Raw genomic sequence first — 23,444 nt, forward strand, 5'->3', positions numbered from 1 at the left:
TTATTGATATCAAAACGCCACGATTTTAAATGATTATGCAGAAAAAGGTTAGCAACTTTTGTAGAATTGCTGTTTAAAGCAAAAGTTTTGATTATGATAGAGAAAAGCCACCATCTTTCTCGCACTTATGTCTATTCATCCCGATCCAAATATCAATCGTTTAAATGTTTTGGGCGAACCTCTCGCCAGTTGTTGCTTTGATCCTATTACTGGATATTTTCGTAACGGTTTTTGTCATACCGCCCCAACCGATTTAGGTCAGCACACCGTTTGTGCACAAATGACCTCTGATTTTTTAAATTTCTCGCAAAAAATTGGCAATGATTTAATCACGCCAGTACCAGAAGTTGGTTTTAACGGCTTACAACCGGGTGATTTCTGGTGTATTTGCGTCACCCGTTGGGTTGAAGCCTATCAGGCAGGTCAAGCACCACCAATTAAAATTCAAGCCTGTCATCAGTCAGTATTGTCTTATGTGCCTTTAGATATTTTGATGGATTATGCGGTGTGATGATCTGATGCAACATCCTGAAATTATTTTAGCGTCTGGCAGTCAAACTCGTCAGCAATTGATGAATCGTCTGCATTTGGCGTATAAGTCAATTTCTCCTGATATTGATGAATCTGCGCAGGGTGAATTGCACGCAGATGATTTAGCGCAACGCTTGGCTTTTGAAAAGGCACACTATATTGCGCAGCAATATCCTAATGCGATTGTAATTGGTTCAGATCAAGTGGCATGGCGTGAACAGCAGCCAGATATTTTTATAGGTAAACCGCTCACTTCAGAAAAAGCCATACAACAATTACAAGCCAATTCAGGTCAAACGGTTTATTTCAGCACTGCGCTGAGTGTGCAGCAGCAATCTACAGGCTTTGAACAAACAGTTGTAGAACACTACACCGTTAAATTCCGCAACTTAACCGACAATGAAATTGCACGATATGTTGCAAAGGAACAACCGCTACATTGTGCAGGTAGTTTTATGTGCGAAGGTTTAGGTATTAGTCTGTTTGAAGCCATGCAAGGCAATGACCAAACTACTTTGATGGGTCTGCCGATGATTCAGTTATGCCGCATGTTAAGAATGCTGAATATTCAGGTTCCTTAAGTTTAAAACTGTGTAATTTAACAGCCGTGAATATTTATAAAGACTATAAATCACCTTGCCCTTTGCAGCGACAAATCAGACAATATTGAGATTATTGATAAAACTTGCTTAGGCTATTTTATGTCGCAACCTTTAGATGTTTTGGGCGGAATTACCGCAGAACAATTCCTAAGTGAATATTGGCAAAAAAAACCACTTTTGGTACGCAATGCACTCCCAGAAATTGCCAACCTACTTGAACCTAGTGATGTAATGGAACTGGCACTTGAAGAAGATGTGACTGCCCGTTTAATCAAACAAAAAGATCGTGATCCAAATCAATGGACTGTGAAATCATCACCGCTCATTAAGGCTGATTTTCAAAAAATGCCAAAGTTGTGGACGCTATTGGTACAAGCCGTTGATCATTACTCTTTTGATCTCGCTGAACTTTGGAAAAAATTTCCTTTTATTCCGCAATGGCGACGTGATGACATAATGGTGTCTTATGCCCCTAAAGGCGGCTCTGTAGGTCAGCATTTTGATTTCTACGATGTGTTTTTGCTACAAGGCTATGGATATCGTCGTTGGCAACTTGGGCAAATGTGTGATGCTGAAACTGAATTTGTCGCAGGACAACCGTTAAAATTATTGCCTGAAATGCAGGTCAATTTTGATGAAGTTCTTGCACCTGGCGATTTACTCTATGTGCCACCGGGTTTGGCACATTATGGCGTGGCGGAAGATGATTGTCTGACGTTCTCGTTCGGTTTCCGCATGCCGAATATTAGTGAAATGATGGATCGAGTGAGCGATAAATTCTCTGCCGATGAAATGTTACGCACGCCACTACAAGACCTTGTTCGTAAAAAAAGTACCCAAATTGGCGAAATGACTGCGACAGAATTGGATTATCTGAAAGCAGAATTGTGGGCGCGTTTACAAAACTCATCGGTGTTGGATGATGCGATTTTAAGCTTAATGTCTGAACCGAAATATCCTGAAAATATTCCTGAAGTAGATGAAATAGGTGTAGGCGATTTAGAAGATGCGCTAGATCAGGGTTATCAAATCATGTTGGAACCCGCCTCTCGCCTACTTTATGCAAATCAGCTAGATGAAGTTTTATTTTGGGCGAATGGTGAAGCGATTTGTGTCGCAGAAGCATCTATCCCTACGCTGCAAAAAATTGCCAATGGTGAACGCGTGCTGCTCGATGAAAACCTTTACGACGCAAATATTTTGGAAGATTTGGTACAACTGCTCAATGAATCCATTTTAATGTTGTTACCTGCTGAAGACGCTTAAAATATTCGTTTCAGCCCCCTCAAGATGATCAATTCATCTTGGGGAATTTAGATAAGCGGGATCTAAAGTTAAAACTGCCTGAATTAACGTATAGCCAGGTGTCGAATTTAATTTTAATTGCCCTCCAACCCGTTCTAAACGCATTTTCATACTGCGCATCCCAATACTCATGCCATGTTCAAGCACGCTATTGGCTTCAAAACCTACACCATCATCCTGAATTTTAAGTACCAATTGCTTAGGCGGTACAAATTGCATACTGACGGATACATGCTTGGCTTGGCTGTGTTTAATCACATTGGTTAAACTTTCTTCTAATACCCGCATCAAAGTTAAGCACTGTAACGAATTCGGCTCAATCACCCATTCATTTGGAAAATCCCACTTGGAATGAATATCCATTTCATCCATCAATTGACTAAAACGATGACGTACTGGCGCAACCCAAATTTTAGGATTTTCAGGCACTTTAGAACCAATGGAAGAACCACTATCAATAATTTGACGTAAATCATCACGCAGTAATTTCAGCATAGATAAGAACTGCTGATTACTCATGTTCTGTTCGCTTTGGTCGACCATAATCATGGAACGTACCAAAGATGCACCCAAACCATCATGCAAATCATGCGATAGATGAATCCGCTCTTGCAAACGCACATTTTCCAATTCTAAATAATGCTTTTCTGACATACTGCGTTTTAAATCATCACTGACTTCAAAAACTTTAAGCTCTAAATCTTGATTAAATTTCTCAATTTTTTGAATATTTCTTTTTAGGCGCATGCCTAAAATAATCGCAATAAATAAAGTAATTACTGGCGAGGTATACGGTGATAATGGCTGATATAAACTTGCCGTTGCCGCATTACTTAAACGAAATACATCTACACCCGCAAAAAAGCCAATCAAGGTTAAACAAAATAGCAGCAGATATACTTCTGTTTTTGGGGATTTATACGCTAAATATGCCAAATAAAAATAAACCACGACTAGTAAGCTGGCATAACTTAAAAAGACAATCCCAAATACCAGTTTGACATAATCTAAGGGTGTTAAAAACACACAAACGATTACCTCTAAACTCAGAATAAAAATACTTTCTTCCAATATTGGCAAGCGTTGATTGACAAACCTAATTAAATACAGACTAAAAGCTAAAACATAGAGGATAAAAAAGCTTAAATTGGCTTGAGATGCCACCAATACACTTGGGTATGGAAAGGTTTCTGTGGTTAAAAAATGAGAAATAAATAATAACCAGAACATGCAACTCAACGCGAACCAACCAAAACTCTGATCACGGCGTAAAAACAGCCAAATAACCAAACATAAAATGCCTAAAGTGGCAGATAAAATCGCATTAATTTCAAATAAAGTACGTTTATTCCATATACTTTGCTGGTGCTGTTCAATATTGTTATGCACATTATTAAAACTTATTTTTCCTATACCCGCATTTTGAAATGCATATCCATTTACATAGACCAATATTTGATTTTTACCTTGTTTTAAGCCTGAAATAGGTAAAATCCAGTAACGTGGCATATTCCAGTTTTTTGACAAAGGCTCTTCTAAATGTTGACTTGCCCAAAGTAAATCTTGATTCAGATAAACTGCCCCTGCACTATTTAAAAAATTCAGTGCAAAAACGATGGGTTGATTTAAACGATGATCACGCTCACAAAACCACTCCCACTCTATTTTGTACCACGCCCCACCATTATAATTTTTCCAGCGATCATCCCAAACGTCGGGCAGTTGAACATTTTCCCAACCCGTTTCAGGTTTTTTATTATGTGATGCTGTTTTGGCAGAGCTGATTGAAAGTACATGCACATTGCAGTACTGATTAATTGGGTACACCACTTGCTGCGCATAGCTTTGCCACGCACAGAACAATAACAACACGCCCAAACCACACTGCCAAAGCCTTTGAATCATAAAAGACCTAAAGTTCTAGCGGTACTGACAGCCTTAGTGCGTTTAGTGACCGACAACTTCCGATAGATATGTTTAATATGACTTTCAACGGTATAACGCGACACAAATAATTGCTCAGCAATTTCACGGTTACTTAAGCCCTGCGCCACCAGATTTAAAATTTCTAATTCACGATTGGTGAGCTGTTCATAATGTGAGTTGAATGCTTGAGCATCGGCGCGATCTGATAAATCTTCGGTCAGCACGGGTACTTTTTGATGTGAAATTTGCGATAAAATTTCACGGGCGATAAATGGGTCTATCGGTGCACCACCTCTTAAAATGCTGCGTATTGCGATAATAATTTCAGCATCATCACGTTCTTTAAGCACATAGCCTGTTGCACCTGCTTGAATTGCAGAAAATAAGCTGTCTTGGGTGCTCCATGCAGAAATCACCAAAATTAATGCGCTTGGATCTCTAAAATGTAATTGTTCGATTAGTTCTTTACCATTGCCATCGGGCAAGCCTAAATCGACTAAAGCTAAAGCAATCGGATGATCTTCTATACACGTCATTGCAGCTTTAAGATGACTCACGAAAAATAGCATGTCATCTTGATAGCCAATATCATGCAAAATTTTTCTAAGACGTGACTGAATAATAGGCTCATCTTCAACAATTAAAACCGGTACGGGTAATATCGCTTCCATTTCTGCCATCATTCATCCCCTTGATTATGTTTGTAAATATATCAATCGTTTTGATGTAAACACTATCCCTAGAATTAAGGAGTTTTTCAAATTTAGCTTATTTTATAAACATGAGCATAGCACTGAAACATGAAACTCGAGCATGAAATAAAAAATAAATGTGAAGTACTATTTTATTTTAGAAATCGCTTCACATTTTAATGAGCAGCGCAGCATAAATATGCTTTGATGCCGAGAACAGCATCAAAGCAAATGTAGAGCCGTATTTAAAAGATGGTTGATAAATTAATAATAAGTCTTAGAGCTATGTGCATGTAAAAATGCAGGAATCAGCCCTGTTAAAGCCGCACGAATATCCGCACGTTCATTGATTAATTGATGCGAGCCTTCTTCTAACATGAGTAAGGTTTGCAGGCGGAATTTACGCCGAATAAACTCAATGTTGTAGCGCCAATCTACGGTTTGATCTTGCGCCCCTTGTGCCAACCAAACAGGAATACGGCAAGCTGGACGTTCTTCCATCTCCAACATCCATTTAGACATGGCTAAAATCCAATCCATGCCCATCATTCTAGGTTGCAGCGGGTCTTTTAAACGCACAAAGCGTAAAAATTCAGGATTATGATTATTGCGTCGGAAATGTCGCGGCACTTCACGCTTAATCCGACGGATAATGCCCAAACCAACAGAGTTATGCCACCATGCCGATTTTGCAGGACGAATCAAAGGCGATAACAACAACACACGCTCTACAAATGGATTTTCACGGCGCTGAGCAAATTCCAACAAGTGATGCATCCAAATTGCACCACCTGTACTTTGCCCAATGCCCAACCACGGTTTTGGCAATTGATCGGCATTTTTTACATATTGATAAACCGCATGTAATACTTGCTGATAATGATCAAAATTTTTGATGTTGGCAGGATAACCATCACTCAATCCATGTCCGGGCAAATCATAAGTCAAAACACTAAAGCCCTGCTCTAATAATTCTTTGACGATAGGTTGATAAATCCCGCTATGTTCCAAATAGCCATGCAGTAGAAATACCGTGCCCTGCACCTGATCAAATTTGGTTTTGCTTAAATCGGGTTGAAAAATTTGCACATGCAATTTAAACAACGGCATTTGCACATAGCCTTGCCAATGTTCACAGTCCAACAAATGAAAACCATAAAGCTGTCGATAGGCTTGTAACTCAACACTCGGTTCAAAACCACGATTCAAATTTAAAGGTTGTAGAATTTGTGGTGTGGTTTCCCGACTCGGCACTGGCAAATCTAATTGCTTCAACACGCTTGGGTTTAAAAATGGAATATCAGGCATTATGGCACCTCGCGACATGCGCTAGAACCAATCAAGACATCCCGAATGGTGGCAAGCATTTCATAATTGGCACGGCGGCTATGATCATAGTTTTGTTCACTTGGACGCCATGCAGTCAGTTGAGTCGGCATGGGAGCCTCGACTGGAATCGTTTCAATTCCATTCAAAGCAAATAAACGGCGGGTGCGTGGCATGTGATAACGGTCTGTAATCAAAATCACTGTCGGCGCCCCCCCTTTTTTTTGTAATAATAAAGAACTAAAACGTGAATTTTCACAAGTATTCATGCTGCGATCTTCTAATAATTTTGCTTCGACATCATATTTTTTTAACCAACGCTGCATATAAGGTGCTTCTACACCACTCAGTACAATCGGCAATTGATATTGTTTTACCACCGCTAGGGTCGTTTCTAAACGTAAACGTGTGTAGTCATTGACCACAATATCTTTGCCATTATCATCTAAAGTTAAGCCACCACCTAAAACCACAATCGCATAAGGTTTAGAGTTTGCAGGTATTTTTGGAATATTTTGTTGCTGAATTAAAGCAATATCTTTAAAGATTTCTTCATCTACAGGCTCACTTTCGGTTTCGGCAATTTTATGAGTGCTTAAAAACTCCAAGTATTGTTCCATCAGTGCCTGATTTTCATGACTATCCAAATTGAGTAAGGCTTTTACATTTTCGGATGGGTCTTCTACAATTGCTTCCGAAGCTGCATTAGACACCAACAATGGGACTTGCGGCAACTCTTGTTCTGAGGCTAATTTTTTTTGCGTTTGTTCTTCTAAAATAAGCGCTTGTAAGGCTTTATAACGTGCCTGAATTAAAGTTAAATTTTGCGAATTTTTAGATTGGATTTCTTGCTCCATGAGCTTCAGATAAGCTTGTCGGGCAATCCATAAATCTGAACCGGGCTCCAAACTGTCTTGATCACTAAAAGCCGCCATTTGCTGACTTTTTGCTGCCACTTGATTCACTTCTACAGGCACCAAAGTGTTCAGCGTTTTGACCACCAAAGTAGAATAAAAAGGTGAATAAATAAAAATCATGAATGCTGCAAACAATACAAAGAGCACGGTAGCAATTTGTACCAATCTGAGCATCCAACGATTCTGTTTCATCTTCACTTAACCTACCGGTTGATGTGCACGAATCAAACCTGTTTCATCAAATAACACAGGTTCAGGTTCGAGTGAAATACCAAAACGACTCAAAACATCTTGCTGCACAGCACGATAGGTGTGTTGCACATCTGCCAAAGTGGCATCGGCATAATTGACTAAAACCAACGCTTGTTTATGAAACATACCCACCACACCCAGTTGTTTTCCCTTCCAGCCAGCTTGATCAATCAACCAGCCTGCTGCAATTTTAACTTGCGCATTCGGCTGTGGGTAATGGGGTAAATTTGGAAATTGTGCTGCAATTTGGTCAAATTGCTGAGTCGAAATCACAGGATTTTTAAAGAAACTACCTACATTTGGATATTCTGCAGGATTAGGCAGCTTACTTTGGCGAATTTGAATGACTTGTTGCTGCAGATTTTCAGCAGTTTGCTCATCGCCTACAGCAGCTTTTAAGTCGCCATAATTTAATTTTAACGCAGCCTGTTTTAACAGTTTAAAAGTCACATGGGTAATGATGTAACGGTTGGGATGATCTTTAAAAATACTGTGTCGATAGGCAAACTGACAATCTGCAGCAACAATTGAGCTGAATTGTTGGCATTCACGATCATAGACCTGCACAGATTCAATAAACTCACCGACTTCAACGCCATAAGCACCAATATTTTGCACAGGTGAAGCGCCGACCAAACCTGGAATTAAAGCCAGATTTTGCAGACCATATAACTTTTGTTCCGTACTCCACAACACAAACTCATGCCAGACTTGTCCTGCCCCAACTTTTAGGGTGACACTTGCATCATCTTCAGCGCATTTTTCGATGCCCTGAATATCCATGTGCATGACCAAGGCATGAATATGTTCAGGCAATAACATATTGCTACCACCCGATAAAATCAGCACATTTAATTGTTCTTTCTGGGCAAATGCCAAAGCATCCTGTACATCTTGAATATTTTCAATTTTGACATAATGCGACGCAGTTGCATCTAAATTGAGCGTATTGAAAGGTTTGAGTTGCATGTTGTAGTGAATGTGCATGACTTAAACCTTCAATTCAAATTGTTGTTGTAAAACTTTCACCCATGCGCGACTACTCGACTCGCATTGATCGAGCACCCGCTCAAAACCATCGGCTTCGCCATAATATGGATCGGGTAATTCTTGCTGCGTATAATGCGGATCGTGTTCGCTCATTAAGGCTATTTCAGCGCGCAAACTGCCCAGTTCAGCTTCAGCACGGCGCATTAAAGATTGAATATTGCTTAAGTTTTCAAAATCCATCGCCAAAATCAAATCAAACTCGACAAAGTCTTGTATACGTAACTGACGCGCGCGCAATGTAGATAAGTCATAACCACGTTTGAACGCATGTTTTTGGCTGCGTAAATCTGGGGCTTTGCCTGGATGATAATTACTGGTTCCAGCAGAATCTACCAACACATTGAGTTGTTGTTCATCACAAAAATGTCGAAGTACAATTTCTGCCGTTGGAGAGCGGCAAATATTTCCCAAACAAACACATAACACCTTATATGGCGTTTTGGATGACATAAACAACCTCAAAGCTACTTTATTTTTAAGAGTCTTATGTTAAGTTATTTATGATATGAATCCTATATCGCGACCCTACAATAATGTTGAATTAAGTATAAAAATTAGGAATAAAGACGATGCAGCATTTTCAATTTCAAACAGTTGGCAACATTATTTCTGGATTGGGTTCAATTTCTGAACTAAAAACGGTTTTAACCGAAAAAAATTATAAGCGTTTGTTATTGGTCACCGATGCTGGCATTTTACAACAACAATTACATCAACCTATTTTAGAAATTTTAAAGCAACTGCAACTGGACTATGCCATTTACTCGAATGTGCAAGCCGACCCCGCAGAACAGATTGTGTTAGAAGCAGTTGATTTTGCCAAACAGCAAAATATTGATGTTGTATTAGGTTTTGGTGGGGGTAGTGCGATGGATGTCGCCAAAATTATTGCCGTGCTGAGTCATCCTGCACAAACTCAACAACTGTCAGACTTGTACGGTGTCGGCAATGCGAAAGCACCACGTTTACCGCTCATTCTAGTTTCCACTACAGCAGGCACAGGTTCAGAAGTCACACCTATTTCCATTGTCACCACAGGTGCAACCAGTAAAACAGGCATTGTTTCTCCTATTTTATATGCCGATGTTGCCATTTTAGATGCCAATTTTACCCGTCATCTACCTGCACAGATTACCGCAGCCACAGGTATAGATGCGATGGTACATGCCATTGAAGCCTATACTTCTAAAATCAAAAAAAATGCGTATTCAGATTTTCTGGCAAAACATGCGCTGCGTTTACTTGATCAAAACTTAAAATTAGTGCTTGAAGATGGCAGCAATATGCAAGCACGGCAAAACATGCTGTTTGGTTCAATGCTGGCAGGACAAGCCTTTGCCAATGCTCCTGTGGCTGCGGTACATGCGCTTGCCTATCCTTTAGGCGGACATTTCCATATTTCACATGGGCATAGCAATGCATTGGTACTAACCGAAGTTTTAAAATTTAATGCGCCTGCAGCCAAACAGTATTATGCAGAACTGATGTGTTGGTTAGACCCACGCAGTAAAGGCTGCACAGATGGATTATGTGATTTGTTTATTGATCATTTACAAAATCATTTAGATCAAAGTGGCTTGGTGTTAAAACTCAATGCCCTAGGCATAGCAGAAAACATGCTACCACAACTGGCAGAAGATGCGATGCTGCAAAGCCGTTTATTGCAAAACAACCCGAGAGCAATGCAAATGCAGGATGCGTTACAGATTTACCAAGCCATTTATGCCTAACATTTACGCTTAACGTTCTGTATTTAACTTTCTACATTTATTTGGGATGATTTCCACCCATTAAAGCATGACACCACGTCGATAAAAATATAGGTAAACTTGTGAAACCTGACACCAAAACCCGTGAGCAATACGCTTTTTTCTTTCCCATCCAAACTCGCTGGGCAGACAACGATATGTATGGACATGTCAATAATGTCACTTATTACAGCTATTTTGACAGCGCAGCCAATGCCCTACTGATGCAAAAAGCAGGCTTTGAACCCAAACGATCACCCTGTATTGGTTTAGTGGTCAATTCCACCTGTCATTTTTTGCAGGAATTGTCCTATCCTGAAATGATTGAAGTAGGTGTTGCTATTCAAAAAATTGGAAACTCATCCTTAATTTATGATTTGGCAATTTTTAAAAACAATCAAAATCTTGCCGCTGCACAAGGACAAGTGGTGCATGTATTTGTAGATCGAATTACACGCCAAAACTGCCCGATTCCTGACTCCATCCGCGAAGCATTACAGCCATATAAAAGCACAGATTCAGCTTGCGCTTAGCAAAAAATAAGGCTGGTTTGACCCAGCCTTAAAATTCTGCAAACAAAAGCTAACAACAGGTTATTTCAACTGAATGTTATGTAATTCGCCATCAAAGTTTTGCAAAATATCTTTCACAATCGGTTCTTGATGCAATAAATTTTCAGCCCGTTGATAAGCGCGTTGTTTGCGCTGTTGCTGCAAAATGTACGGTGTCGTGTCATCCACATTTTCATATTGCACTTTAAACAGAGTTTTACTCCACTGTTCTTTTAAAGCACTTTCTAAAGCATGTTGCAGTTGAGTCAATAACTGCTGATATTGCTCAGGAATATGAAAAACCGATTCAGCATTAATCTGCCCCGTCATTACGCCATGCTGCGCCAATTCTTGCACGGCAGGTGACAACTCGCTGTGTCTAAACCAATATTCCCACTTGTCTAAAGTCCACTCACCTTCTAAAACTTGCGGCTGTAAACGCAGAATATCCTGCGGCATTAATTGATCATCGGCATTAGATGCTATGGTTTGCTGCGGTTGTGCTGTCGCACTGGCAACATTCGGTTCGACTTCAGTCGCTGCTAAATCAAATAAAGCGGTTTCTGCATTACTTACATTTTGTGTAATTGACGGTGAAGCATTATTCGATTGTAGTGTAGATGAAACTAGCGATGTTTCGGCTGATGCAGCAAGATCACCTAACGGTGCAACGGCATCAAAACTTTCCAGTAAAAAATCATCATGACTTTGCACATCAGATGTAGTGCTTACCGATGAGGCATCTTCATCTAAACCAAACAATTGTGCATCTGCATTTGGATCAAACACGATAGATTCAGATTGCTTATCCTCAGCCTGTATTGCAGTTTCTTCATTCAATACAGGTTCTGACATAGATTCTGGTGAAATCGCAGCTGTTGAGTGTAGCGCTTGCGGAGTCGGTTGTTGCGCTTGAATCGACTGTTGATCTTGATGTGTTAAAGCTTCAGGCTCATCCTCATCTAAAAAATCATCTGAAGAAGGTTCTGCAACACTGGTTTGTGTCGTGGTGTGATCTGAATAATCGTCATCCTCATAGTCAAATCCATCAAGATCAGGTGTTGCAACCGCATCTAATTCAGTTACATGCTGTTCCGCTTGTGCTGTATTTTGAGTTGCCACAGCTTGTGGAGTTTGCTCCATTTGAGCAACTGGCTGGGAAGCCGCTGTTTGTGCAGTATTTTGTGGCGCAGCAACCAACACTTCATTGGCTTGCAAAGGTCGAAATGCCAGTAAACGCAGTACACACATTTCAAAGCCTTGTTCTTGGGTTACGGCAATTTGTAAATCGGCGCGTCCTTTACAAGCAATTTGATAATACAACTGTAAATCTTGTGCAGAGATCAGACCCGCAAGCTGCTGAATTTTTTGATTAATTTCAGCACTGTATTTTAGGTTTAAATCTGGCAGATATTGCATGATTGCCAATTCATGCAGTGTCGAAATTAACTGATCCAACACCAAAGACACATCTAAAGCTTGCTGTCTAAATTGTAATAACAACTGACTCACACGCTGCTGTTGGTTTTGATGAATCGCTAAAATCAAATCATAGATAATGGTGCGATCAATCAAGCCCAGCATGTCTTTGACATCTTGATGATGAATTTCACCCTGACCATAAGCAATGGCTTGGTCTGTCAAAGACATCGCATCACGCAAAGAACCTTGCGCAGATTCAGCAATCTGCCAAATTGCATCTTGCTCTGCAACAATCTGTTCTTTGGCTAAAATATCCGTTAAATGACTGGTAATTTCATCGACCTGCAATGGACGCAAAGTAAATTGCAAACAGCGCGAAATCACAGTAATAGGGAGTTTTTGTGGGTCTGTGGTCGCAAACAGAAACTTCACATGCTCAGGCGGTTCTTCCAAAGTTTTTAGCAAAGCATTGAACGAATGCGTAGACAGCATGTGCACTTCGTCAATCAGATAAACCTTAAAACGTCCCTGAGTCGGTGCATAAGGTACGTTATCGAGCAACTCACGTGTGTCTTCAACCTTAGTACGTGACGCCGCATCAATTTCGATTAAATCAATAAAACGACCTTCATTGACCGCAGTACAGGTCGGACACACTTCACATGGGGTAGATGTCACGCCTGTTTCACAGTTCAGGCATTTGGCCAAAATACGCGCAATGGTAGTTTTACCTACACCACGTGTTCCCGTAAAAAGATAAGCATGGTGCAAACGCCCACGTTCCAAAGCACTGGTCAATGCCCGTGATACATGGTTTTGTCCCACCAATTCATTAAAATTACGAGGACGATATTTACGCGCAAGTACCTGATACATGAATGCTCCTTTTTACAGGTCTAAGCATACTGTTTTTTTGGCAAAGAGTGAACGTACAATCACGCCTAAAACCAGCCTTTACGCCCTTGCAATTGCCGATCTGCACAGCGAATGGCTTCCTGACTCAGTCCCCAAAGTCGATAATCACCAATTAAAGAACCTGCAGCAAAATTATGGGTATAGGCAAAACTGAGTTGACGGTCAGGATCACACCACGCGCCTGAACCATTAAAACCCATGTGTCCAAAACCGTGAGAGCGCTTACCCAAACTTAATACACGGTGATAGCCTAATCGCCAATGCATCGGGATAGGCATGACCCGATCACGCTGTACATATTGTACTTGGCTCAATTGCTGAAAAACTTCAGGCTGAATCAATTGCTGACCTTGCCATGATCCACCCTGCGCCAACATGGCATAAATACGTGCCAAACTTTGGGCAGTAAATACACCATTGGCAGCAGGAATCACGGCTTGTAAACCTGCATCGCTAAAAAAACTAAAATTTTTCATGCCTTTGGGAATCATGCCATCCTGAAAGTCTTGCGGATTTTGCCCACTCCATGCAATGACTTTATCGAATATTGATACAGGACGTTTGCTCGATTTAGCTTGGTTTTTAACTTTAGCTGTCTGTTTATTTGTAGATGATGCATCTGTTTGCGCTGATGTCACAGCAGTTTTAAATGGTCGTGCGACACGGGAAAGCTCAGACGCAGGCACACCAAAATACGCCCCATCCAAAGCCAAAGATTCAACCAAGTATTGCTGCATCAATTCAGCCAATGTTTGACCTGTAGCTTTTTCTAAAATCCCACCGACCAGCCAGCCAAAAGTTAAAGGTTGATACGCTGCCTCACTTGCTACATCAAAACGTGGCTTGGCTTGAGCCAACACATCCAGCATGTGCGACCAATCTGCCATTTCAGTCGCATCGGCAATGATATTACGGATGTCATATAAACCACTTTGATGACTCAGCACATGCCTTAAGGTCATCAATGCTTTGCCATTTTGGGCGAATTCAGGCCAGTATATATAAATGGGAGTATCGTAATCGACCAGTCCTTGACTGACCAAAATATGTGCCAGTGTCGCTAATACACCTTTGCCTGTGGAATAACATACCGATAACGTATCGGCTTGCCAGTCTTCATCTGGCGACTTTTTACCTGTGTAAATATCGACGACTTTCTGACCTTGAAAGTACACCGCTAAAGCAGCTCCGCCCTGTTGGCTACGTGCATTTTGCAAACGGCTAAATTGCATCGCTAAATCATGAAACTCAGGTGCAACCCATCCACGATAATTTTCAGTTTCAGCAAAAATATAATCCTTTAAATGTTGCATCGTCCTGTCTATCTCGTTTTTATTATTAATAAAAAGCTAGCGCAAATAAAAAGCCTAAATCCAAAGGATTTAGGCTTTCGATCACTGAATTAAAGCGCGGTGACAACACCTGTCACGTGCGGTTTTTGGTTTTTACTGTTACGAATTAAAAAATCTGTATTTTTAGCGTCCGTTGCAGTTAAAAACTCAACTTTAGATGGCAAATACATAGGTAACTTAAACCACACATCGACTTCATAAGCATCTGGCAAAGTTAAACTAGATAAGGCTTTGGCTTTGCTCCACATGCCGTGCGCAATCGCTTGTTTAAAGCCAAATGCTTTTGCAGTAATCGCGTGGATATGAATTAAGTTAAAATCGCCAGACGTTAAAGCATAACGGCGACCTGTATTTTCAGAAATATCCCATTCAGCTTGAACGGCATAGTTTAGCGCTTTGCTTTCTGCAGGCTTTGCAGCAGCTTTAGTGGTGGTTTTTTGACGTGCTAAATACGTGGTCAAACCTTCCATCACCACCTCATTGCCTACTTTAACGGTGGTAATAAAATCAAACTGTACGCCTTTATCATGTGGTTGCAATTCACCAAATTTACACGACAAGGTCAGTTGTTCATTCAATCCAACTTTACGGCTTTGTTTGACTTGGTTGCGAATATGCACCAAGCCCAAAATTGCAAATGGAAATGCTTCTTGGGTCATCATGTGCATTTGCAGACTTTGTGACAATACAGCCAAATAAATTGCAGGAATATAGCCGTTATTTTTAAAACCTGTCACTGCATTATAGGCTTTTAAGTGCTTTTGATCGACCTTGAATGAATCCACCACATATTCAACTTGCGGCAGAACTTTTTCACCTTTTGGCTTTTTAAAAATTAAGCCCTGAATCACTTTTGGATAGGCTAAATAGGGTTTTGGAAGTTGACTAAAATGGCGAGTATTCATACTGAACCTTTGAGAAGTTTTTCTAATTTATTTAATGGAGTTCTTTCTCCCGCTGGGAGAAAGCTAGAGAGAAGGGTTAATAATCTATCCCCTTATCTCCCTCTCCTAAATCCTCTCCCCAAGGGAGAGAACTTTGAAGGTGTTAAGCCCCTAACAAGCTTTGACCACAAACACGTACCACGTTACCATTAATACCTGTCGATGCCGATGAAGCAAAGTAAGCAATGGTTTCTGCAACATCTACAGGTAAACCACCTTGACTCATTGAGTTCATACGGCGGCCCGCTTCACGAATAGCAAATGGAATTGCAGCAGTCATTTGCGTTTCAATAAAGCCTGGAGCAACTGCGTTGATGGTAATGCCGTTGTTTAGAACAGGCGCTGTAAACTTCACGACACCTACCACGCCCGCTTTTGACGCTGCATAGTTGGTCTGACCTAAGTTACCCGCAATACCCGAAATTGAAGATACGCAGACAATACGACCATTGGCATTCAAACCATCATTTGCCAACAAGTAATCGTTCACACGCTCAATTGCAGACAAGTTGATGTTAATGACTAAATCCCAAAGCTCTGGTTTCATATTTGCCAAAGTTTTGTCACGGGTAATCCCCGCATTATGCACAATAATATCCAAACCACCTTGCGCAGCGGCAGCTGTTTTAATTTGCTCGCCTGCATCTGCAGCAGTAATGTCAATTGCTAGCGTTGAACCACCAATTTCAGCAGCAACACGGTCTAAATCTGCTTGTTGTTGTGGAACGTCTAGGCAAATAACGTGTGCACCATCACGTGCCAACACATGCGCAATCGCTTCACCAATACCACGGCTTGCACCTGTCACTACAGCAGTTTTACCTGCCAATGGTTTTGCCCAATCTACCTCTACAGTTGCAGCATTCGAGACACGGATCACCTGACCTGACACATAAGCTGAACGTGGTGAAATGGCAAAACGTAACGTAGATTCTAAGTTTGCTGCAGCACCTTGATCGACATAAATTAAGTTAGCCGCAATGCCTTTTTTAAATTCTTTGCCTACCGATTTTACAAAACCTTCCAAAGCGCGTTGTGCAATGGCTTTTTTTACACTGCCTGCAGTTTCTGGTGTAGTACCAATCACCACCACGCGACCAGAAGCCTGAATTTGACGTGCGATTGGGTTAAAGAAATCATAAAGCGCTTTTAATTGTTCTGAGTTTTCAATACCTGAAGCATCAAACACCACCACTTTAAATTTAGATTCTTTATCGCCCGAATTGAACGCACCTAAATTTAAACCTACTTTTGCCGCAGCTTGTTGCAATTCTGCATTGTTGCCTGCATAACTATTGGCATGTACATTGGCTAAAACCTGTGCAATTTCAGCAGATAAATCACTTGCAGGGGCTGCACCTAAAAGTACTGCACCTTTTACCACTGGTGTTGCAGACTCGAAACGATCTAAAAAAGTTGGGGATGGTAAACCCAAATTTTTAATGACAAATTTACCAATAGGAGATTTTGCAAATGTTTGGTATTGATCAGTCATGATTATTATCTCTCATAAATTCATTTTTTGATGGATTACACGATATCTTTTAACATCAATATGATGCCAAATGCCCACATTTCAATAGCGTTACCCGTTTGTGCTAAATCATACTTGAGTTAATTATCAGATGTCTTGACCTGAATGCATTCTGCAATGTCATTGTAGTCAATTCAGCTGTCATACTATTATGCTAATGTACGCATCAAGTAGACCTTTAACATGCTTGAAAAAGCCTTATGAGCAAGACAACTCAAGAAAATCCAGCAGTGGAAAATTCTGCAACGGAAAATGTGTCAAATACATCAACTGGTACTAAACGTACAAGCAAAAGTACTAACACTGCAAGCCGTTCCAACACGAGTACGACAAAAACTACACGTACCCGCACGACCAGCCGTGCTAAAACAACTGCTTCAACGCAAACAAAAGCACCATCTAATACCAATACCTCTGTTCAACAGGATAAAATTATGAGCCAAAACACTGTTCGCCGCGTTGCTATTATCGGTGGTAACCGTATTCCATTCGCACGTTCTAATGGCGCTTACTTTACTGCATCTAATACAGATATGTTTACAGCAGCATTAAATGGCTTGGTTGAACGCTTCAATTTACAAGGTCAGCGTTTAGGTGAAGTGGTTGCTGGCGCAGTACTCAAACACAGCCGTGACTTCAATATGACCCGTGAGTGCGTACTGAATACTGCCCTTGCACCTGAAACACCTGCTTACGATTTACAACAGGCGTGCGGTACTGGTTTGCAAGCTGCATTTTTAGTCGCCAATAAAATTGCTTTGGGTCAAATTGATGTAGGTATCGCAGGTGGTGTAGATACGACTTCTGACGCACCAATTGCCTTTGGTGATGGTTTACGTAAAGCTTTGCTTGAACTCAACATTGCAAAAACAGGTAAAGACCGCTTAAAAGCATTAACTAAAATCAACGTTAAAGACCTGATGGATGCGCCACGTAATGGCGAACCACGTACTGGTTTATCTATGGGCGACCACCAAGCCATTACTACGTTGGAATGGGGCATCTCTCGTGAAGCGCAGGATGAGTTAGCAGCTTCATCTCACCAAAAAATGGCAGCTGCCTATGACGAAGGTTTCTTTGACGATCTCATCACACCATTCTTAGGTTTAGAGCGTGACAATAACTTACGTGCAGATTCTACTGTAGAAAAACTAGCGAAGTTAAAACCTGCTTTTGGTAAAGGTGATGCGCGTACCATGACTGCGGGTAACTCTACCCCACTTACCGATGGTGCATCATGTGTATTGCTTGCATCTGAAGAATGGGCAAAAGCCAACGGTCATGAAGTCTTAGCTTATTTGACTTTCCAAGAAACTGCAGCAGTTGATTTTGTAGGTAAAAAAGAAGGCTTATTGATGGCGCCTGCTTATGCAGTACCACGTATGCTTGAGCGTGCGGGCTTAACTTTACAAGACTTCGATTATTACGAAATTCACGAAGCGTTTGCATCTCAAGTATTGTCTACCTTAAAAGCATGGGAAGATCCAAACTTCTGTAAAGAACGTTTAGGTTTAGAAGCACCTCTAGGTTCAATTGATCGCAGCAAACTGAACGTTAAAGGTTCATCTTTAGCGGCAGGTCACCCATTTGCAGCAACAGGTGGTCGTATTATTGCAACTGCAGCCAAACTTCTGAATCAAAAAGGTTCTGGTCGTGTATTGGTGTCAATTTGTGCTGCAGGCGGTCAAGGTGTAACAGCAATTATTGAAAAATAATTCTGTCTTAACCTGAATTAGATTCAAATAAAAGCCACTTTGTAAGTGGCTTTTTCTATTGTGTGGCACCTACGGCAACGACACAAGTAGTCGCTTCTAGTTTATGTGCGGTATTGAGGCGCATAACCTAATTTAGCCTCAATATGGTCATAGCAATATTGGAAAATAAAGGTATAGACCAAAATGCTGAGCGTCATCACCAAATCAACTAAAATCGCCAGCCCGATCGACATTTGTAAGGCATAGGCCACCATTGGAATGGTCGCGAGCATCAGTCCACCTTCAAAACCTACGGCATGTAATACCCGTATTTTCAAGGTTCTATTGAGTTTGTGTTTGGCTTCAAACTTTTCAAAATAATGATTAAACAGCATATTCCAAAGCACCGAAGTCACTGCCATTGCAATACCTAAACCACCAGTAACTTGCATGGGCATTTCAAATACAAAACTAAGTGCCAAAGCAATAATAATTAATAAAACTACTTCATAGCTCAGCGCATGTAGCAATCTTCTCTTGGAAATTAACATGATCCCACTCAATGACGTTAAATACTGAGGAGTATTTTATGTTCATAGTTTTGAATGTTCGAGTTAGAATCTATCAATAATATTGAAAGATAAATCAAGTACCAATAATGAATATCAACCAAGATCAGCTGATTATTTTTATTACTGTCATGGAAACGGGTTCTTTTTCTGCAGCTGCACGCCAATTGGGCAAGGTGCCTTCGGCAATTAGTATGTCCATTGCTAATTTAGAAATTGATTTAGACCTAAAACTGTTTGAACGGATTGGGCGTGAACCTTTGCCTACCCCACAAGCGCAGAGTCTTTACGAAAAAAGCAAACAACTGCTCATAGAAATGAAGCAGTGGAAACAACATGCTTTTGCGCTCAGTTCTGGGCTGGAAGCACACTTAAATATTGTGGTGGTGTCTGAATTACTACACACTCGCTGGACAGATTATATTGTGTTACTAGAACAGCAATTTCCTGAATTGCAGATCAATATTTTCTCTGCGCCACAAGAAGATGCACTGCATTTACTCATGACTCAAGCAGCGGACTTGGCCTTTATGTTTGAACGCGAACAATTACAAAGCAGTGAACAATTTGTGGAATTAAAACGTGAAATTTTAGTGCCTGTCGCTGCCCGACATTCACCGCTGGCTGAATCTGATCAAGTCAGTTTTGAACAGATTTTACAAAATCGGCAAATTGTAGTGGCGAGCCGTGATCGGCAGATTAAACCCGAGTTGTTATTTTCTAAGCACTATTGGCGTACCGATAATCATCATTCTGCCTGCAGTATGATTAAGCAGGGTTTAGGCTGGGGTGTCTTGCCCTTGGAAATGCTGAATGAACATCCTGAACTACAACACGAATTAAAAATTTTACAGCTGCTAGATTTCACCCCAAAATTTGAATATTTTGTCGATTTGGTCTGGAGCCGAGAACATCAATTGGGCGCTGCTGCTCATTTTTTGATTAATCACGTCCGAAATCTGAGAAAAACTGGTAAATAATCCACAAACCCTCTTACTTGGTACTTGGGTTAAAAGCTGTTTGTGATATAACTGAATGTATAAGCAATAACCTAAGAACTAGATCTCGAATGACACAGACAGCCTTAAATCAACTAAAAAACTTAACCACCATTGTTGCAGATAGTAGTGACTTGGCTGCGATTGAAAAGTTTCGTCCTTTGGATGCGACCACCAACCCATCACTCATTACGGCGGCTGCAAATCAACCTGAAAATAAAGCGTTGATTGAAGCTGCATTTGAGCAAGCCAAAGCTGAAGGTTATACAAATGATCTATTGGTTGAGCGCAGCATTGATATTTTAACGGTCAAATTTGGTGTAGAAATTTTAAAGCTGATTGAAGGTCGTGTTTCGACTGAGGTGGATGCTTCTTTGTCTTATGACACTGATGCGACCATTGCCAAAGCCAAAGAACTTTTAGCACTGTACCAAGCTTATGGTGTTCATTCAGACCGCATTTTGATTAAGATTGCATCGACATGGGAAGGCATTCAAGCGGCGAAAGTGTTGGAAGCCGAAGGCATTCACACCAATTTAACCTTATTGTTTGGTTTACATCAGGCACATGCTTGTGCAGATGCCAAAGTGACGTTGATTTCACCATTTGTGGGTCGTATTTTAGATTGGTATAAAAAAGCTGAAAATGTCATGTACTACCCTATTGAAAAAGATCCGGGTGTACTTTCGGTGAAGAAAATTTATCAATTCTATAAACAGCATCAAGTACAAACTGAAATTATGGGCGCGAGTTTCCGTAGTATTGATCAGGTTTTGGCTTTAGCTGGTTGTGATTTATTGACCGTTGCACCAAATTTATTGGCAGAACTTGAAGCTGATGAACGAGAAGTCGCTGCAGCGTTATCGACCAATGGCATTCAAGTTCAAGCTGAACCACTGGCAGCAATTGAAAAGGAACAATTCAAAGCGCAACTTGAGGCAGATTTGATGGCGTTCCAATTGTTACAAGGCGGCATTGATGGCTTTATTAAAGCGCGTGAGCAACTTGCCACCCTATTACGCCAGTCTTTCGGCTTAGATGCAGAGATTAAAGCTTAAGCTTTAACCTATCCCAGTAAAATTCCAAAATTTTTACTAAGCCACAAAACCGATGTTGTTATACTGCAACATCGGTTTTTATTTAGGTGAGTTTGCGTGTTTGGTATTAGTGACCTCAGCACTTTTATAATTGGCACAACCTTAATTGTGCTCTTGCCTGGCCCAAACTCACTCTATGTCATGTCAGTGGCTTCACGCTTTGGGATACGCACAGGCTATGCAGCTGCTTTCGGTGTATTTACGGGTGATCTGATTTTAATTGTGTGCACCATTTTAGGGGCAGCCTCATTATTGCATGCTTTTCCATGGCTATTCACCTTATTAAAAGTAGTTGGTGCGCTCTACTTAGGCTATTTAGGTATTAAACTACTGATTGCAGCCTATAAAACATGGTTTCCACAAACCAGAACTTCGCACGCCAATCTTTCTACAACAGCAACGAGCAATACAACTGAACGGGTTCATCCCTACCGAACTGCTTTAATGATTAGCGTTATTAACCCAAAAGCAATTTTGTTTTATTTGTCTTTTTTTGTGCAATTCGTCAATCCTGATTACACCTACCCGATGCTGAGCTTTGCTGTTTTAGCCATCGTCCTACAAATCATTAGCATGGGTTATTTATCTATCTTGATTTTTTCAGGAGTCAAATTAGCCAGTTATTTCAATCAACGCTATAAAATTGCAGCCATTTGCGTTGCAAGCATTGGTATTTTGTTCTGCGGTTTTGGCTTTAGACTGGCAAGCTCAACGCTATAAAAAAAGTATAAAAAACACTTTTGACTATTTGTTCAAATGTGTATGATCTGTTCATAAATTATAGAAAATATGTCTAAGAAAGCATGCAAAAACTTTTAAATGACTTCTCTGTGCCTGCAGTATTTGCAGGTTTTATTACCTTCTTGGTCGGTATTAGTGTTTCCGCGGTTTTAGTCATTCAGGCAGCACAAATTTTAGGCGCAAGTGCTGAGCAAATCAGCTCTTGGTTTTGGGCGTTGGGTTTAGGTATTGGTCTAAGCGGGCTGATTTTATCTTGGAAATTTAAATATCCTGTGGCGACCTCATGGTCTACCGCAGGCTTGGCACTGATTATCGCCACGGGCAGCGGTTATAGCTTACACGAAGCAATTGGCGCATTTTTGTTTTGTGGCGTACTCACAGCAGTTCTTGGCTTTTTGGGTATTTTTGAAAAGGTACTGACTTATATTCCACAGAGTTTAACCAGCGCCATGTTGGCAGGTGTGCTGCTTAAATTTGGAATTGCCCTATTTACCAGTCTGCAAGAAGCATGGGCATTTATTTTGTCTTTATTGGCAGCCTATGTATTGGCAAAACGATTTAGCCCGCGTTATAGCATTGTTTTAACTGTATTGATTGGGGTCGCGTTATGCCCAATCTTCTTACAATTTCAAATGCCCAGTGTGCAATGGAGTATTGCGCAACCTGTTTGGATGCAACCCGAATTAAGTTGGTCTGCCATTTTAGGTTTAGCCCTGCCTTTGTTTGTCATTAATATGGCATCGCAATATTTGCCCGGTCTTGCCATGATCAAAAGCTATGGCTTTAACCCAAATGTACGTCACTTAATTGGTTGGACAGGCACAGCACAAGCGATTTTCGCGCCATTTGGATGTTTTAGTGTCAATATCGCATCCATCAGTGCTGCTATTAGCTTAGATGATCAATCGCATCCCGATGCAAGTAAACGCTATATTGCGGGGATTAGCTGCGGTTTGTTTTATATCTTGATGGGGATATTTGCGGCAACGCTTACCAGTTTACTGATGTCATTCCCTGCTGTTTTTATTACAGCTTTGGCAGGAATTGCACTGCTCGGTACTATTGGACACAACATTGCCCTCGCCTTTCAGCACGTTTCAGAACGTGAAGCCGCTTTATTGACCTTTTTATTTAGTGCTTCTGGGGTGCAGTTTTTTGGTATTGGTTCTGCATTCTGGGGACTGATTTTTGGTTGTGTGGTTTTGGCAGTTTCAAAGTTTAAACAAAGCAAAAGCTAAATAACTAAGCGATTAAAACACTTTTTCAGAAGCATCGTAT

At 40.7% G+C, this 23,444-nt stretch carries 21 protein-coding genes; 10 read left to right on the forward strand and 11 right to left on the reverse strand.

Going from position 1 to position 23,444, the window contains the following annotated elements; genetic code table 11:
* Positions 1-127 precede the first annotated feature (127 nt).
* The 3 genes from FTU09_RS00895 (at position 128) to FTU09_RS00905 (ending at position 2,399) form a co-directional block, all read left to right on the forward strand.
* The gene (locus FTU09_RS00895) at positions 128-511 is read left to right on the forward strand and encodes a DUF2237 family protein (protein WP_136144481.1); all 384 of its coding nucleotides are present in this window, start codon (positions 128-130) and stop codon (positions 509-511) included.
* Between the two features lie 7 nt (positions 512-518).
* Positions 519-1,112 (forward strand): nucleoside triphosphate pyrophosphatase, encoded by a 594-nt coding sequence (locus FTU09_RS00900; protein ID WP_180079434.1) that lies wholly within the window; start codon positions 519-521, stop codon positions 1,110-1,112.
* Positions 1,113-1,232: 120 nt separating this feature from the next.
* Entirely contained in the window at positions 1,233-2,399 is a 1,167-nt protein-coding gene (locus FTU09_RS00905; protein WP_178865734.1) for a cupin domain-containing protein, read from the forward strand.
* A 33-nt stretch (positions 2,400-2,432) separates the two neighbouring features.
* Here FTU09_RS00905 and FTU09_RS00910 read toward each other — a convergent pair whose 3' ends face one another.
* The 6 genes from FTU09_RS00910 to FTU09_RS00935 all read right to left on the reverse strand — a co-directional run bounded on the left by FTU09_RS00910 (position 2,433) and on the right by FTU09_RS00935 (position 9,051).
* Complete coding sequence (locus FTU09_RS00910; protein ID WP_180079406.1) at positions 2,433-4,343, reverse strand: ATP-binding protein; 1,911 nt, start codon at positions 4,341-4,343, stop codon at positions 2,433-2,435.
* Entirely contained in the window at positions 4,340-5,044 is a 705-nt protein-coding gene (locus FTU09_RS00915; RefSeq protein WP_004973283.1) for a response regulator transcription factor, read from the reverse strand. The genes FTU09_RS00910 and FTU09_RS00915 overlap by 4 nt, the downstream gene beginning before the upstream one ends.
* A gap of 276 nt (positions 5,045-5,320) precedes the next feature.
* Positions 5,321-6,364, reverse strand: a complete 1,044-nt coding sequence (locus tag FTU09_RS00920; RefSeq protein ID WP_096900878.1) for an alpha/beta hydrolase — start codon at positions 6,362-6,364, stop codon at positions 5,321-5,323.
* The gene (locus FTU09_RS00925) at positions 6,364-7,491 is read right to left on the reverse strand and encodes a YdcF family protein (RefSeq protein ID WP_180079407.1); all 1,128 of its coding nucleotides are present in this window, start codon (positions 7,489-7,491) and stop codon (positions 6,364-6,366) included. Before FTU09_RS00925 ends, FTU09_RS00920 begins: the two co-directional genes overlap by 1 nt.
* Before the next feature lie 6 nt (positions 7,492-7,497).
* Positions 7,498-8,538, reverse strand: a complete 1,041-nt coding sequence (gene murB / locus FTU09_RS00930; RefSeq protein WP_004973280.1) for a UDP-N-acetylmuramate dehydrogenase — start codon at positions 8,536-8,538, stop codon at positions 7,498-7,500.
* Positions 8,539-8,541: 3 nt separating this feature from the next.
* Positions 8,542-9,051, reverse strand: a complete 510-nt coding sequence (locus tag FTU09_RS00935; protein WP_004973278.1) for a low molecular weight protein-tyrosine-phosphatase — start codon at positions 9,049-9,051, stop codon at positions 8,542-8,544.
* A gap of 119 nt (positions 9,052-9,170) precedes the next feature.
* Between FTU09_RS00935 and FTU09_RS00940 the strand changes: the two genes are divergently transcribed.
* Both FTU09_RS00940 and FTU09_RS00945 read left to right on the forward strand, forming a co-directional pair.
* Positions 9,171-10,331: an iron-containing alcohol dehydrogenase gene (locus FTU09_RS00940; protein ID WP_004973276.1), complete on the forward strand. Its 1,161-nt coding sequence runs from the start codon at positions 9,171-9,173 to the stop codon at positions 10,329-10,331.
* A gap of 101 nt (positions 10,332-10,432) precedes the next feature.
* Complete coding sequence (locus tag FTU09_RS00945) at positions 10,433-10,882, forward strand: thioesterase family protein (protein ID WP_004973275.1); 450 nt, start codon at positions 10,433-10,435, stop codon at positions 10,880-10,882.
* Between the two features lie 60 nt (positions 10,883-10,942).
* Here the strand turns inward: FTU09_RS00945 and dnaX are convergent, their stop codons facing one another.
* The 4 genes from dnaX to FTU09_RS00965 all read right to left on the reverse strand — a co-directional run bounded on the left by dnaX (position 10,943) and on the right by FTU09_RS00965 (position 17,028).
* Positions 10,943-13,198: a DNA polymerase III subunit gamma/tau gene (gene dnaX / locus FTU09_RS00950; RefSeq protein ID WP_180079408.1), complete on the reverse strand. Its 2,256-nt coding sequence runs from the start codon at positions 13,196-13,198 to the stop codon at positions 10,943-10,945.
* Between the two features lie 65 nt (positions 13,199-13,263).
* Positions 13,264-14,550, reverse strand: coding sequence for a serine hydrolase (locus tag FTU09_RS00955; protein WP_179996403.1), 1,287 nt, complete (start codon positions 14,548-14,550; stop codon positions 13,264-13,266).
* A gap of 89 nt (positions 14,551-14,639) precedes the next feature.
* Entirely contained in the window at positions 14,640-15,494 is an 855-nt protein-coding gene (locus FTU09_RS00960) for a MaoC/PaaZ C-terminal domain-containing protein (RefSeq protein ID WP_131260931.1), read from the reverse strand.
* A 142-nt stretch (positions 15,495-15,636) separates the two neighbouring features.
* Positions 15,637-17,028 (reverse strand): 3-oxoacyl-ACP reductase, encoded by a 1,392-nt coding sequence (locus FTU09_RS00965; RefSeq protein ID WP_180079409.1) that lies wholly within the window; start codon positions 17,026-17,028, stop codon positions 15,637-15,639.
* A gap of 239 nt (positions 17,029-17,267) precedes the next feature.
* Here FTU09_RS00965 and FTU09_RS00970 point away from each other — a divergent pair, with 239 nt between their 5' ends.
* Entirely contained in the window at positions 17,268-18,782 is a 1,515-nt protein-coding gene (locus FTU09_RS00970) for an acetyl-CoA C-acetyltransferase (RefSeq protein WP_180079410.1), read from the forward strand.
* Positions 18,783-18,883: 101 nt separating this feature from the next.
* Here FTU09_RS00970 and aceI read toward each other — a convergent pair whose 3' ends face one another.
* Positions 18,884-19,312, reverse strand: a complete 429-nt coding sequence (gene aceI, locus FTU09_RS00975) for a chlorhexidine efflux PACE transporter AceI (RefSeq protein WP_179997367.1) — start codon at positions 19,310-19,312, stop codon at positions 18,884-18,886.
* A 107-nt stretch (positions 19,313-19,419) separates the two neighbouring features.
* On the opposite strand from aceI, the gene FTU09_RS00980 reads away from it, so the two are divergent.
* From FTU09_RS00980 to FTU09_RS00995, 4 genes are all read left to right on the forward strand, one after another.
* A complete protein-coding gene (locus FTU09_RS00980) occupies positions 19,420-20,310 on the forward strand; it encodes a LysR family transcriptional regulator (RefSeq protein ID WP_004973259.1) in 891 nt (296 codons plus the stop codon).
* 89 nt (positions 20,311-20,399) lie between these two features.
* Complete coding sequence (gene tal / locus FTU09_RS00985) at positions 20,400-21,386, forward strand: transaldolase (RefSeq protein WP_136144603.1); 987 nt, start codon at positions 20,400-20,402, stop codon at positions 21,384-21,386.
* Between the two features lie 96 nt (positions 21,387-21,482).
* A complete protein-coding gene (leuE, locus tag FTU09_RS00990; RefSeq protein WP_004973255.1) occupies positions 21,483-22,145 on the forward strand; it encodes a leucine efflux protein LeuE in 663 nt (220 codons plus the stop codon).
* Positions 22,146-22,228: 83 nt separating this feature from the next.
* Positions 22,229-23,404, forward strand: coding sequence for a benzoate/H(+) symporter BenE family transporter (locus FTU09_RS00995; RefSeq protein WP_180060908.1), 1,176 nt, complete (start codon positions 22,229-22,231; stop codon positions 23,402-23,404).
* Positions 23,405-23,444 lie beyond the last annotated feature (40 nt).

The organism is Acinetobacter sp. YH12058 (assembly GCF_013419805.1).
Taxonomy (GTDB): Bacteria; Pseudomonadota; Gammaproteobacteria; order Pseudomonadales; family Moraxellaceae; genus Acinetobacter; species Acinetobacter towneri.